This is a genomic window from Pseudomonas sp. MPB03 (assembly GCF_046605385.1).
GTDB classification, from domain to species: Bacteria; Pseudomonadota; Gammaproteobacteria; order Pseudomonadales; family Pseudomonadaceae; genus Aquipseudomonas; species Aquipseudomonas zanjanensis.
Window position 1 is genome coordinate 1,686,246 of sequence record NZ_CP176770.1, and the last position, 12,336, is coordinate 1,698,581.

Annotated in this window: 13 protein-coding genes; 8 read left to right on the top strand and 5 right to left on the bottom strand. The window is 62.3% G+C overall.

Features of this window, described 5'->3' with window-relative positions; translation table 11 throughout:
* Positions 1–2: 2 nt before the first annotated feature.
* Positions 3–857 carry a D-hexose-6-phosphate mutarotase gene (locus ACLH0I_RS07400; RefSeq protein WP_250963226.1) on the top strand — a complete coding sequence of 285 codons (855 nt, stop codon included), beginning with the start codon at positions 3–5 and terminating at the stop codon, positions 855–857.
* A 140-nt stretch (positions 858–997) separates the two neighbouring features.
* Here the strand turns inward: ACLH0I_RS07400 and ACLH0I_RS07405 are convergent, their stop codons facing one another.
* A complete protein-coding gene (locus ACLH0I_RS07405) occupies positions 998–1,858 on the bottom strand; it encodes a MurR/RpiR family transcriptional regulator (protein WP_170842276.1) in 861 nt (286 codons plus the stop codon).
* A 196-nt stretch (positions 1,859–2,054) separates the two neighbouring features.
* Between ACLH0I_RS07405 and zwf the strand changes: the two genes are divergently transcribed.
* The 3 genes from zwf to ACLH0I_RS07420 are packed head-to-tail and all read left to right on the top strand — an operon-like array spanning position 2,055 to position 4,907.
* Positions 2,055–3,524: a glucose-6-phosphate dehydrogenase gene (zwf, locus tag ACLH0I_RS07410; protein ID WP_186709220.1), complete on the top strand. Its 1,470-nt coding sequence runs from the start codon at positions 2,055–2,057 to the stop codon at positions 3,522–3,524.
* On the top strand, positions 3,511–4,224 hold the full coding sequence (pgl, locus tag ACLH0I_RS07415; protein ID WP_411386692.1) for a 6-phosphogluconolactonase: 714 nt from the start codon (positions 3,511–3,513) through the stop codon (positions 4,222–4,224). Before zwf ends, pgl begins: the two co-directional genes overlap by 14 nt.
* 17 nt (positions 4,225–4,241) lie before the next feature.
* Positions 4,242–4,907: a bifunctional 4-hydroxy-2-oxoglutarate aldolase/2-dehydro-3-deoxy-phosphogluconate aldolase gene (locus tag ACLH0I_RS07420; RefSeq protein ID WP_411386693.1), complete on the top strand. Its 666-nt coding sequence runs from the start codon at positions 4,242–4,244 to the stop codon at positions 4,905–4,907.
* 194 nt (positions 4,908–5,101) lie between these two features.
* Here the strand turns inward: ACLH0I_RS07420 and ACLH0I_RS07425 are convergent, their stop codons facing one another.
* Positions 5,102–6,289 (bottom strand): aminotransferase class V-fold PLP-dependent enzyme, encoded by a 1,188-nt coding sequence (locus tag ACLH0I_RS07425; protein ID WP_250963222.1) that lies wholly within the window; start codon positions 6,287–6,289, stop codon positions 5,102–5,104.
* A gap of 15 nt (positions 6,290–6,304) precedes the next feature.
* A complete protein-coding gene (locus ACLH0I_RS07430) occupies positions 6,305–6,541 on the bottom strand; it encodes a DUF3820 family protein (protein WP_053119117.1) in 237 nt (78 codons plus the stop codon).
* Positions 6,542–6,747: 206 nt separating this feature from the next.
* On the opposite strand from ACLH0I_RS07430, the gene ACLH0I_RS07435 reads away from it, so the two are divergent.
* The 4 genes from ACLH0I_RS07435 to ACLH0I_RS07450 all read left to right on the top strand — a co-directional run bounded on the left by ACLH0I_RS07435 (position 6,748) and on the right by ACLH0I_RS07450 (position 10,576).
* On the top strand, positions 6,748–7,212 hold the full coding sequence (locus ACLH0I_RS07435) for a PA2169 family four-helix-bundle protein (RefSeq protein WP_186709209.1): 465 nt from the start codon (positions 6,748–6,750) through the stop codon (positions 7,210–7,212).
* A 297-nt stretch (positions 7,213–7,509) separates the two neighbouring features.
* On the top strand, positions 7,510–9,510 hold the full coding sequence (locus ACLH0I_RS07440; RefSeq protein WP_411386694.1) for an FUSC family protein: 2,001 nt from the start codon (positions 7,510–7,512) through the stop codon (positions 9,508–9,510).
* On the top strand, positions 9,497–9,703 hold the full coding sequence (locus ACLH0I_RS07445) for a DUF1656 domain-containing protein (protein WP_003198565.1): 207 nt from the start codon (positions 9,497–9,499) through the stop codon (positions 9,701–9,703). Before ACLH0I_RS07440 ends, ACLH0I_RS07445 begins: the two co-directional genes overlap by 14 nt.
* 9 nt (positions 9,704–9,712) lie before the next feature.
* Positions 9,713–10,576 (top strand): HlyD family secretion protein, encoded by an 864-nt coding sequence (locus ACLH0I_RS07450; RefSeq protein WP_186730491.1) that lies wholly within the window; start codon positions 9,713–9,715, stop codon positions 10,574–10,576.
* Between the two features lie 201 nt (positions 10,577–10,777).
* Here the strand turns inward: ACLH0I_RS07450 and ACLH0I_RS07455 are convergent, their stop codons facing one another.
* On the bottom strand, positions 10,778–11,248 hold the full coding sequence (locus tag ACLH0I_RS07455) for a MaoC family dehydratase (protein ID WP_014336929.1): 471 nt from the start codon (positions 11,246–11,248) through the stop codon (positions 10,778–10,780).
* 40 nt (positions 11,249–11,288) lie between these two features.
* On the bottom strand, positions 11,289–12,233 hold the full coding sequence (locus tag ACLH0I_RS07460) for a lysophospholipase (protein ID WP_411386695.1): 945 nt from the start codon (positions 12,231–12,233) through the stop codon (positions 11,289–11,291).
* Positions 12,234–12,336: the final 103 nt, after the last annotated feature.

Sequence of the window (12,336 nt, forward strand, 5' to 3'; positions counted from 1 at the left end):
CCATGCATGAGCATCCGCTACAACGCTTTTTCAGATCCTTGCGCGAGCGCCCGGTATTCGCGTGGGAGCGCTATCGGCAGCGCGATGTGTTGGTGATCGATCACCCGTTGTGCCAGGCGGTGTTCAGTCGCCAGGGCGCGCAGTTGCTGCACTTCCAGCCGCGCGGCCAGAAGCCCTGGTTGTGGTGCGCGGCCAAGTGGCCGCAAGTCGGGGCGATACGAGGCGGGGTGCCGGTGTGCTGGCCGTGGTATGGCCGTCATCCCAGCGAAAACGCCTGGCCGTCCCACGGTTGGGCACGGTTGATCGATTGGAAACTGCTAGACAGCCGCAGTGATGAAGGGGGCGTGCATTTGCACTGGCAACTGCAGTTGTGCGACTGGCAAGTGGACCTGCATGCCGACCTGGGTGAACGCATGGAGCTGCGCTTGAGCACCGAGCACCAGGACAGCCTGCCGTGCCAGTTGAGCCAGGCTTTGCACGCTTACTGGCGTATCGGTGATGTCGGTGAGGTAGCGCTGTCTGGGCTCGAAGGCGCCCAGGGTTATGACCAGTTGAGCCGCGAAGCTTGCCAGCAGGAAGGCGAGTTACGGGTCGAGGGCGGTTGTCAGCGGGTGTTCCAGCATGAAGGCGAATTGCAGCTCAAGGATCACGCCTGGCAGCGCGAATTGTGCATCGACACCGGTGACAGCGCCGACACCGTGGTCTGGCATCCCGGCACCCGGCCGTTGCTGGGCGTGAGTTGGGATGAGGTCAGTGAGTTTGTCTGTGTCGAAGCGGCCAGTGGCGGCACCGACAGCCTGTGCCTGGCGCCGGGGGAGCGGGCGCACTTGAGTTTGCAGGCGTGGGTGGGGGCTTAGCTCAGGATCTCCGGTGTGGCGGCTGGCCCCTTCGCGAGCAAGCTCGCTCCCACATTGGATCTTTGGTGTTCACAAAACCCCTGTGGGAGCGAGCTTGCTCGCGATGACGGACTACCAGACGCTAGAGATCCTGGACCGAATCAGTTGAACTCATCCCCCACCGGATACCGGCTGGCATTCAGGCTTTCCTTGATCTTGCGCAGGTGCGGCTGGAAGTCCACGCCACGGCGCAGGGTCATGCCGGTGGCGAGCACGTCCAGCACGGTGAGCTGGATGATTCGCGAGGTCATCGGCATATAGATGTCAGTGTCCTCGGGCAGGGGGATGTTCAGGCTCAGGGTACTGGCCTTGGCCAGCGGCGAACCTTCGGCGGTCAGGCCCAGCACCGAGGCGCCGTTTTCCCGGGCGATGCGTGCCACCTCCACCAATTCGCGGGTGCGGCCGGTGTAGGAAATGATCACGAACAGTTCGCCGGTATGGGCCACCGACGCGATCATGCGCTGCATCAGCACGTCGGCGTGGGCGGTCACCGCCAGGTTGAAGCGAAAGAACTTGTGCTGGGCATCCAGGGCCACCGGGGCGGAGGCGCCGAGGCCGAAGAAGTGGATCTGCCGGGCCTGGATCAGCAGGTCCACGGCGCGGCTGATTAAATTGGGATCAAGGGCCTGGCAGGCGCTGTCCAATGAGGCAATGGCGCTGCCAAAGATCTTGCGGGTATAGGCTTCAGGGTTGTCGTCGGCTTCCACTGCGCGGCTGACATAAGCGGCGCCGCTGGCCAGGCTCTGGGCCAATTGCAGCTTGAGTTCCGGGTAGCCGCTGACGCCGAACGAGCGGCAGAAGCGGTTGACGGTCGGTTCGCTGACCGAAGCCGCCTGGGCGAGGGCGGCGATGCTGAAGCGGGTGGCCTGCTGCGGGTTGAGCAGGATGATCTCGGCCACCTTGCGTTCGGCCTTGTTCAGGTCTTCAAGGCGACTCTGGATCTGTTCCAGTAGATTTCGCACGCGGTCCATACAAGATTCCTAGGAAGACGGGTCTTTGATACGACCCTTTGCGGTGGCCTATCCTACTGATGGCTCCGGCGGACCACCACTCGGAATCAGTATTTTCGAAAAATGTTGTGGTTATTACTACATTTTTCCTTGAGTGATACCTTGAAAAAAGGTATTTGTAGTTTAACTTGATAAAAGAACAAACATCATGCCTTCGATTACGGTTGAACCGTGCACCTTTGCCTTGTTCGGCGCGTTGGGCGATCTGGCCCTGCGCAAGCTCTTTCCTGCCCTGTATCAACTCGATGGCGCTCAACTGTTGCACGAGGACACGCGGATCATTGCGCTGGCCCGTGAACCCGGCGGCGAGCAGCAGCACCTGGCATTCATTGCCGCCGAGCTGCGTCGCTACGTGGGGGAAAAAGACGTGGACGAAGCCGTGCTCGAGCGCTTCCTGGCACGTTTGACCTATCTGCACGTGGATTTCCTCAAGGCCGACGATTACGTAGCCCTGGCCGAAGCGGCCGGTTCGGCCCAGCAGGTCATTGCCTATTTCGCCACCCCGGCGGCGGTGTATGGGGCGATCTGCGAGAACCTGGCGAAGGTCGGCTTGAGCGAAAACACCCGCGTCGTCCTGGAAAAACCGATTGGTTCGGACCTGGAGTCGTCGCGCAAGGTCAACGACGCCGTGGCGCAGTTCTTCCCGGAAAACCGTACCTATCGCATCGACCATTACCTGGGCAAAGAGACGGTCCAGAACCTGATCGCGTTGCGGTTCGCCAACAGCCTGTTCGAGACCCAGTGGAACCAGAACTACATCTCCCACGTGGAGATCACCGTGGCCGAGAAGGTCGGTATCGAGGGTCGCTGGGGCTATTTCGACAAGGCCGGCCAACTGCGGGACATGATCCAGAATCACCTGCTACAGCTGTTGTGCCTGATCGCCATGGATCCTCCGGCCGACTTGTCCGCCGACAGCATCCGCGACGAGAAGGTCAAGGTGCTCAAGGCCTTGGCCCCGATCAGCCCGGAAGGCCTGACCACCCAGGTGGTGCGCGGCCAGTACATCGCCGGCCACAGCGAAGGCAAGGCGGTGCCTGGCTACCTCGAAGAACCCAATTCCAACACCCAGAGCGACACCGAGACGTTCGTCGCCCTGCGCGCCGACATCCGCAACTGGCGTTGGGCTGGGGTGCCGTTTTACCTGCGTACCGGCAAGCGCATGCCGCAGAAGCTGTCGCAGATCGTCATTCACTTCAAGGAACCGTCCCACTACATCTTCGCCCCCGAGCAGCGCTTGCAGATCAGCAACAAGCTGATCATCCGCCTGCAACCGGACGAAGGGATTTCCTTGCGGGTGATGACCAAGGAGCAGGGCCTGGACAAGGGCATGCAATTGCGCAGTGGTCCGCTGCAACTCAACTTCTCCGACACCTATCGCAGCGCACGTATTCCCGATGCCTACGAGCGGTTGTTGCTGGAAGTCATGAACGGCAATCAGAACCTGTTTGTCCGTAAAGATGAAATTGAAGCCGCGTGGACGTGGTGTGACCAGTTGATCGCCGGGTGGAAGAAGTCCGGCGATGCGCCCAAGCCGTATGCGGCCGGGTCGTGGGGGCCGATGAGCTCCATTGCACTGATCACGCGGGATGGGAGGTCGTGGTATGGCGATATCTGATGTGAAACTGCCGCAGGGCGTCAGCGCCCATGCATTCAAGAATCCGGTGCTGCTGGCCGAAGGCCTGGCGCTGAAGGTGGCCGAGCAGTTGCGCGACGCAATCGACGCGCGCGGTGCGGCGACCCTGGTGGTCTCCGGTGGCCGCAGCCCGGTGGCGTTTTTCCAGCACCTGGCCAAGCAGGCGCTGGACTGGTCCAAAGTGGTGGTCAGCCTGGCCGACGAGCGCTGGGTACCGGTTGAACACGCCGACAGCAACGCCGGCCTGCTCAAGCGTTACCTGTTGCAAGGCGCGGCGGCCAAGGCCCAGTTCCTGAGCCTCTACAGCGCCAGCGCCAACCTGGAAGCGGCGGCCGAACAGGCGGACCGTTTGCTGGCCGAGCTGCCGCCTATCGACGTGTTGGTACTGGGCATGGGCGATGACGGGCATACCGCCTCGCTGTTCCCCGACAGTCCGAACCTGGCCCAGGCCCTGGACACCAATGGCGCACGCCGCTGCTGGCCGATGCTGGCGCCGACCGTGCCGCACCAGCGCCTGACCATGAGCCGTGCCTTGCTGGCCTCGGCGCAACACAAAGTGCTGTCGATTTCCGGCCAATCGAAGTTGACCACATTGAACGCTGCGGTGGCGGGTGACGACGTCGCCGAAATGCCGATCCGCGCGTTTCTGCAACCTACGTTAGAGATTTACTGGTGCCCATGAACCAAGGATCAGCCGCTATGACAAACCCATCCCCGACCGTTTCCATGGCGGACAAAGTTGCCCTGATCGACAGCCTCTGCGCCAAGGCGCGGATCCTGCCGGTGATCACCATCGCCCGTGAACAGGACATCCTGCCGCTGGCCGATGCCCTGGCCGCCGGCGGCCTGACGGCGCTGGAAGTGACGCTGCGTTCCCAATTCGGCCTCAAGGCCATCCAGGTGCTGCGCGAGCAGCGTCCGGAACTGGTGACCGGCGCCGGCACGGTGCTCGACCGCCACATGCTGGCCGCCGCCGAGGCTGCCGGTTCGCAGTTTATCGTCACCCCGGGCATTACCCGTGATCTGCTCGAAGCCAGCGTCTACAGCCCGATCCCGTTGCTACCCGGCATCAGCAATGCCTCGGGAATCATGGAAGGCTACGGCCTGGGCTATCGCCGCTTCAAACTGTTCCCGGCCGAAGTCAGCGGCGGCGTCGCGGCCATCAAGGCCTTGGGCGGCCCGTTCGGCGAAGTGAAATTCTGCCCGACCGGCGGCGTGAGCCCGGCCAATATCAAAAGCTACATGGCGTTGAAAAACGTGATGTGCGTGGGCGGTAGCTGGATGCTCGATCCGGAGTGGATCAAGAACGGCGATTGGGCCCGCATTCAGGAATGCACCGCCGAGGCCTTGGCGCTGCTGGACTGATTTTTTACCGAACCTCGTTGGGTGTTCTACGGTTTTACGGTGCGCTTGGTCGGCGCACCGTTTTTTTTTGCCTGGGGTTTGGCCCTGAACTCTGCCCTTGTGGCGAGGGGATTTATCCCCGCTGGGTCGCGTAGCGGCCCCCTTGTTTTTGGGGCTGCTACGCAGCCCAACGGGGATAAATCCCCTCACCACAACTATGTCTGGCTCAGGGTCAGCAGCGCCGCAGTCAACCGCTCGATATCACTCGCCAAGGTAATCAACCCCGGAGTAATGCGGATGCACGGTCCGGTGCTGGTCTGGCGCACCACCGTGAAGATCCCATGCTCATTGAGCAATCGATCAGCCATCGCCTGTTGATCGGTGTGGGCGGTGAAGCGCATCGCCGTGATGCCGCAATAGAGGCGCCGGTCATCCGGGGTCATGACTTCGATGCCCGGTACATCGCGCACGGCGTCCACCCACAAGTCACGCAGGTAACAGAGGCGCGCGCCCTTGGCCAAGGCACCCCCCAGGGCCCGATGTTCTTCGAAGACCAGGGGCAGGGTGAGCAAGGCCGGGATGTTCGGCGTGCTGTGGGGCGTGCGGGAGCGGACGTCGGTGGCGGGGTAGCTGTTTTCGTCCATGTCCGGATCGATGTCGGCCAACCGCTGTGGGGCGATGTACAGGAAGCCTTGGGAGAGCGGGCCGCCGATCCACTTCTGCAGGTTGAATCCGGCGAATTCGATCCCGAGCTTCTTCAGGTCGAAATCGATCTGGCCCAGGGCATGGGCACCGTCGAGGATGATATCGACGGCAAACTCCCGGGCGCTCTCGGCAATGGCCTGGACCGGCATCACCAAACCGGTGAGGTGGTTGACGTAGGTCAGCGCCATCAACTTGAGGCGCGGGTAGCGAATGAACGCTTCGCGATAAGTGCCCACCAGGCTTTCGAAGCTGGCGGGGTGCTGGTGGACAATTTCGATCACCTCCACGCCACGCTGGCGGGCCAGCCAGCGCATGGCGCTTTTGACCGAGGCGTACTCCACATCGCAGATCAGCACCTGATCGCCCGGCTTGAGGCCGTTGTAGTTGCGAATCAACGTTTGCAGGGCATCCACGGCGCTGCCAGCCAAGGCCACGCTCTGGGGGGACGCGTGGATCAGCCGGGCCACCTGCCGCCGAATGGCTTCGCCGTGTTCCAGGTCGAAATGCTGGCGCACGTACACCGAATTGCCACGGTTGATGAATTCGATGTTGCGCTGGTACTCCTCCACCACGGTGCGGGACATGCGCCCGAAGTAGCCGTTTTCCAGATTGAGCGGCCCGGCGGGGTCGATGTCGTAGCGGTCGACGAAGGTTCGCCAGAAAACTTCATCATGGGCGCGCAGCGTGTTCTCGGGCATGGCGGTCTCAGTCAGTCAATGGCGAGGTTTGGGCAGGCCATGTTTGGCGCGCAATGGGTCCAGCAGGTCGGACAAGCCGTTGTGGTCGATTTCCTGCATTAAGGCCAGCAAACCGCCCAGCTCTCCCTTGGGGAAACCCTCGCGAGCGAACCAGTTCAGGTATTGACCCGGCAGGTCGGCGAGGATTCGGCCCTTGTATTTTCCGAAGGGCATTTGGCGCGTGACGAGCAATTCGAGCTTTTCCGGATTCATGGCAATTGTCTTGATTCAAACCTGCCTCGAAAATACAGGCATTCTGCATGCAGGCCAAATGACAGATCATGCAAATCGCGCGGATACAGATTTCCTGTTTGTTATTAACTTATTGATTTTAAATTTGTTTTATTAAAATCGATGGCTGGCATGGCCGATGCAATATCCCTTGCAGGTTTTTTATTCACCAGCAAAGGAACTGAAAAATGACTGACATCAACAAAGAATCCATCTCTGTCTTGAACGACCTGATCGAGACCAGCAAGGATGGCCAGGAAGGCTTCAAGACCTGCGCTGAAGACATCAAGCACCCCGAACTCAAGGCTCTGTTTGTCAAGCGCGCCGCAGATTGCGCAACCGCCGCGGCTGAGCTGCAAGCAGCGGTTCGTTCCTTGGGCGGCGATCCGGAAACTTCCACCAGCGTCGCCGGTGATCTGCACCGCCGTTGGGTAGATGTAAAATCCATGTTCACCGGCAAGGATGAAGAAGCCGTGTTGAATGAAGCCGAGCGCGGCGAAGACCACGCGCTGAAGGCGTACAAGGAAGCCATCGAGAAGATCAACAAACACAACCTGGTGGGCATTCGTGACCTTGTGGAGCGTCAGTACCACGGCGTGCAACGCAACCATGACCAGGTCAAGGCGCTGCGTAACCAGGCGCGCGCGAGCTAAACAACGCGTCCTGATCCAAAAAAACGCCAGCCTGCCTGGCGTTTTTTTGTGGGGAACGACTCTGGGTGAAGGTGAGCACTCTTGTGGCGAGGGAGCTTGCTCCCGCTGGGTTGCGCAGCGACCCTGTTTTTGGGGGCTGCTGCGCAGCCCAGCGGGAGCAAGCTCCCTCGCCACGAAAGCCTTTGCATGCGAGTCGACAAACAGCTCTGGACTCTAATAGATAGCTAGCTAATAATTGCATCGCCTATCCCCCGCATTGCATCTATTGTTACTGGCGTCTCCCAAAGAGTTTTCCGCGTGCCCATTACTATCCAGGCCTTGTTCGCCCCCGACCGCCTCGCCTTGCAGTTCGCCATCAAGACTGTGCTCGGCGGTGGGTTGGCGTTGTGGCTGGCCTTGCGCTTGGGGCTGGAGCAGCCGTCGTGGGCGCTGATGACCGCGTTCATCGTCGCCCAGCCCTTGTCCGGGATGGTGGTGCAGAAGGGCTTGGCGCGATTGCTCGGCACATTGGTGGGCACCGTCATGTCGGTGGTGTTCATGGGCCTGTTCGCCCAGGCACCGTGGTTATTCTTGCTGGCGTTGGCACTCTGGTTGGGCCTGTGCACGGCCTGCTCGACGCTGCTGCGCAGTGCCTGGTCGTACTCATTCGTGTTGGCCGGTTACACGGTGGCGATCATTGCCTTGCCGGCCCTTTCCCATCCGCTGGGCGTGTTCGACCAGGCGGTGGCGCGCTGCACCGAGATCAGCCTGGGCATCGTCTGCGCCACGGCGGCCAGCGCCTTGCTCTGGCCGTTGCGGGTCGAGCGGCAATTGGCCGGTCAGGCCCTGGCGGCGTGGCAAAGCGGCATGCAGGCCGCCCGTGCGACCCTGGCCGGCGATGCCCAGGCCCGCAAAGGGTTGCTGGAAATCCTGGGCAGGATTGTCGCGGTGGATGCCCAGCGCGAACATGCCTGGTTCGAAGGCAGCCGTGGCCGGCAGCGCGCCCGGGCCATCAGCGGCTTGAGCCAGAAGTTACTGATGCTGTTGCGCCTTTCACGCTCGGTGCGGCGGCAGTGGAAGCAGCTCGACCCCGAGGAAACCGTGGCGCTCCAGCCATGGATGAACGAGGTGCAGCAAGCCCTCGACGCCGACAGTGCGACCCTCCAAGCCTTGCGTCCCCGGGTGTGGGATGCGTCCCACGACCCGCAGTTCAGCGCGGCGCAAAGTTACTGCCTGGCCCGCTTCGCCTTGTTGCTCGATACCGCCCTGGCCGCCTGCGCCGCCTTGACGGCGGTGCAGGAGGGTAGGGAAGCGGCGGATCCACCTCGCACCCTGGCGCCCCATCGCGACTTGTCCCTGGCCATGGTCTTCGGCGCTCGCAGCGCCCTGGCGTTCCTGGTCGTTGCCTGTTTCTGGCTGGCGACCGCCTGGCCCGCCGCATCGGGTGCGATGCTGCTGACGTGCGTGGTGTGCAGCCTGTTCGCCAGTCGCGAAAACGGCGCGCAGATCGGCATGAGTTTTCTGCGGGGTATCCTGTTGGCCGTGCCCACGGCGTTCGTGATCGGCGAGCTCATACTTCCGCAATGGAGCAGTTTCGCAATGCTGTGCATGGCCATGGGCGTGCCGTTGTTTTTCGGCGCATTGGGCATGGCCAAGCCGCAGATCTTCGCCACGGCGACGTCGTTCTGCCTGCATTTCGTGGTGCTGATTTCGCCGCTCAATGCGATGAAATACGACGTCGCGGCGTTCTTCAACAACGCCCAGGCGATGATGATCGGTGTGGGCGCGGCGGTGCTGGCTTTCAATCTGCTGATTTTGCGCAACCCGGCCTGGCACAGCCGCCGCCTGCTGGCGGCGACGCTCCACGATCTGGTGCGCCTGACCCATCGCAGCCTGCGTGGCGCCGAGAGCTGGTTCGGTGGGCGCATGGCCGACCGGCTGTTGCAGCTGGCGCGGCATTACCCTGAATTGCCGGTGCAGGCGCGCACCCGTTGGGATGATGGTTTGCTTGGCTTGGACATTGGCGATGAGTTGCTGCATTTGCGCCTGAGCCTGGCCGTCGCCCAAGTGCCCGATACCCGGGCGCAGCGCCGTTATTTCGAAGCGCTGGAGCAGGTACTCGAACGCGGCCCGGCCGGTGACCAGGCCGATGCGCTGGCCCCGGCGAGCGCCGAGTTCCTGAGCGTGCTGGCTGCCCAGCCGCCCGGTGACGCACTGAAGCTGGCCCAAGGCGCGGTGGTGCAATTGCAAAACAGCTGGCGCGCCTGGTGCCGCCAGCACGAACCTGAACGACGGGAGCACAGCCATGGGCTTGCGTGAGTGGTCGATCGGCGGGGTGTTGCTCAGCCCGTTCCTGATTTATGTGGTGCTGGCCTTGCTGGTGACGGGTGCGTTGCGCCTGTTGCTCAGCCTGGTGCCGGCCGGGCGCTGGATCTGGCATGAAGCCTTGTTCGACTGTGCCCTGTATGTCTGTGTCCTGACTGTTATTACCGTGGTCCTCGGGCCGCTATAGGAGTTGAACATGCGTACATCCGTACGTGTTGCCGTCACGCTGTGCATGGTGGCCGTGGCGATCTTCGCCGGCTTTCACCTGTGGCAGTACTACATGCTCACGCCCTGGACCCGCGATGCGCGGATCCGCGCCGATGTGGTGGTGATTGCCCCCGATGTGTCGGGGTGGGTGCGCGAGCTCAAGGCGGTGGATAACCAGCAGGTCAAGGCTGGCGACCTGCTGTTGAGCATTGATCGCGAGCGTTTCGAGGCGGCATTGGAGAAGGCCCGGGCCGTGGTCCAGACACGCCAGCAGCAGTTGAGTCTGCGTGAACACGAAGCCAGTCGCCGCGCCGCCTTGGGCCCCCAGGCCATCAGTGCCGAACTGCGGGAAAACGCCCAGATCAACGCGGGCATCGCCCGGGGCGAATTGCGCGAAGCCCAGGCCGAGGCCAAGGTCGCCGAACTCAACCTGGCCCGCAGCCAGGTCCTGGCCCCCCGCAGCGGCCACATCACCAACCTGCGCCTGGCCGAAGGCAACTACGTGAATGCCGGGCAGCCGGTCATGGCTCTGATCGACGACTCGACGTTTTATGTTCAGGCCTATTTCGAAGAGACCAAGTTGCCCAGGATTCGTGTGGGCGATCCGGTCAAGGTCTGGCTGATGAGTGCCGGCCATGCGCTGGAGGGGCATGTCGAAAGCATCAGTCGTGGCATTACCGACCGCAACACCAACCCCGATGCGCAGTTGCTGGCGGAGGTGGAGCCGACCTTCAACTGGGTGCGCCTGGCCCAGCGGATCCCGGTGCGGATCAAGCTGGACAAGGTGCCTGAGGGCGTGAACCTGAGCGCCGGGATGACGGCGAGCGTGCAGGTGCGGGAAGACCCGCAATAACCGCCGCGCTGCGTTCCCTGTGGCGAGGGAGCTTGCTCCCGCTGGGGCGCGAGGCGCCCCCAAAAAAGGCGCCCACGTTAGATCTGATCAAACGCGGGCGCTTTTTTTTACGACGGCTTCGCCGCCGAGCGGGAGCAAGCTCCCTCGCCACAGAGGATGTGTTGCTTCATTCAGTCCGCTGGAGCTGTTCGTTTCAGTGGATCAACCGACAGTAATCGCCGGCAACGTCGGCAACGTCACGGTCTGCTGCTTGCGCGGGGCGAGGATCTCGGCTTCGCCGTCCACCACCAGCTCGTCGCGCTGGTTGAACACACGGGTGGCGATACGTACGCGGAACTTCGGCAGTTTCTCCAGGATTTCCAGGCGCACGGTCAGGGTGTCGCCGATTTTCACTGGCTTCTGAAAACTCATCTGCTGGCCGATGTAGATAGTGCCCGGCCCAGGCAACTCACACGCCACCGCCGCGCTGATCAGCGCACCGCTGAACATGCCATGGGCGATGCGCTCCTTGAACATGCTCGCCGCGGCGAATTCGGCGTCCAGGTGCACCGGGTTGTGATCGCCCGACATCGCCGCGAACAGCTGGATGTCGCGTTCCTCGACGGTCTTGCTGTAGCTGGCGGTCTGGCCGATTTCGAGGGCTTCGTAAGGGGTGTTGGTAACCTGGGTCATCTGTTTCAGATCCTGTGGGGTAAAGAAAAACGTCGCAAACCTACTCGCTGCGTGGCGGCCGCTTGTGGTCCAAGGCCTGGGCGATCCAGGCCAGCACGTCGGCGGTCACTTCATCGCGGTTGGTGTCATTGAACAATTCGTGTCGGGCCTGCGGGTAAATCGTCAATTGCAGGTGTTGGCTGCCGGCGTCGCGCAGGGCGTCGGCCAGATCCTTCAGACGCTTGCCTTCGCTCACCGGATCACATTCACCGCCGATCACCAGCAGGGGCAGGCCCGGATCGATCTGGGCGAGATTGGACGCTTTGCTGATTTGCTGCAAGCCGCCGAGCAGGTCGACCCAAAGCTGATTGGTGCAACGGAAACCGCACAAGGGGTCGTGGATGTATTTATCGACTTCGACCGGGTCACGGCTGAGCCAGTCGAAGGGAGTACGCGTCGGTTTGAATTTCTTGTTGAAACTGCCGAACGACAGCCACTCGATCAGGGCGCTGCGCCCCGCCGCACCCTGGCGCCGGCGTTCGAAGCGGGCGATCAGGCGAGCGCTGCGATAGAGCGCCACCGGTTGAAAGTTCGAGCCGCTGAGAATCGCCCCGTGCAGGCTGGCGCTGTGATGCAGCAGGTAACCCTGGGCCAGGTAGCTGCCCATGCTGTGGCCCAGTAGCAGAATAGGCGTATCCGGATGTTGCTGGCCGATGTGATGGTTGAGGCTGGCCAGGTCGCCCACGACCTTGGCCCAGCCGTCCTCGTCGGCAAAGTGGCCGAGGATCGCTTCTTCGCCGGTCTTGCCATGGCCGCGCAGGTCCAGCGCATAGACTCCGTAACCTTCGTCGCACAGCGCCTGGGCCAGGCGGGCGTAGCGGCCGCTGTGTTCGGCCATGCCATGGGCCAGCATGACCACCGCCAACGGGGCGGTATCAGGCAGCCACTGGTTGACGAACAGGCGGCTGTGGTCGGTCGCGGTCAGCCAGAACGTTTGGTGGATCATGGCGGTTCCTTTGCACAAAGTCAGACGCTGCGTCGCTGCATTGTATAGCGCATCCGCTGCGTCTCGCCTGATCAGGCTGATCCATGGGAGGAAGATTCACACA

Coding starts and splice junctions, on each gene's coding strand:
- ACLH0I_RS07400 (WP_250963226.1), top strand. CDS start 3: ATGCATGAGCATCCGCTACAACGCTTTTTCAGATCCTTGCGCGAGCGC.
- zwf (WP_186709220.1), top strand. CDS start 2,055: ATGCCTTCGATTACGGTTGAACCGTGCACCTTTGCCTTGTTCGGCGCG.
- pgl (WP_411386692.1), top strand. CDS start 3,511: ATGGCGATATCTGATGTGAAACTGCCGCAGGGCGTCAGCGCCCATGCA.
- ACLH0I_RS07420 (WP_411386693.1), top strand. CDS start 4,242: ATGACAAACCCATCCCCGACCGTTTCCATGGCGGACAAAGTTGCCCTG.
- ACLH0I_RS07425 (WP_250963222.1), bottom strand. CDS start 6,289: ATGCCCGAGAACACGCTGCGCGCCCATGATGAAGTTTTCTGGCGAACC.
- ACLH0I_RS07430 (WP_053119117.1), bottom strand. CDS start 6,541: ATGAATCCGGAAAAGCTCGAATTGCTCGTCACGCGCCAAATGCCCTTC.
- ACLH0I_RS07435 (WP_186709209.1), top strand. CDS start 6,748: ATGACTGACATCAACAAAGAATCCATCTCTGTCTTGAACGACCTGATC.
- ACLH0I_RS07445 (WP_003198565.1), top strand. CDS start 9,497: ATGGGCTTGCGTGAGTGGTCGATCGGCGGGGTGTTGCTCAGCCCGTTC.
- ACLH0I_RS07450 (WP_186730491.1), top strand. CDS start 9,713: ATGCGTACATCCGTACGTGTTGCCGTCACGCTGTGCATGGTGGCCGTG.
- ACLH0I_RS07455 (WP_014336929.1), bottom strand. CDS start 11,248: ATGACCCAGGTTACCAACACCCCTTACGAAGCCCTCGAAATCGGCCAG.
- ACLH0I_RS07460 (WP_411386695.1), bottom strand. CDS start 12,233: ATGATCCACCAAACGTTCTGGCTGACCGCGACCGACCACAGCCGCCTG.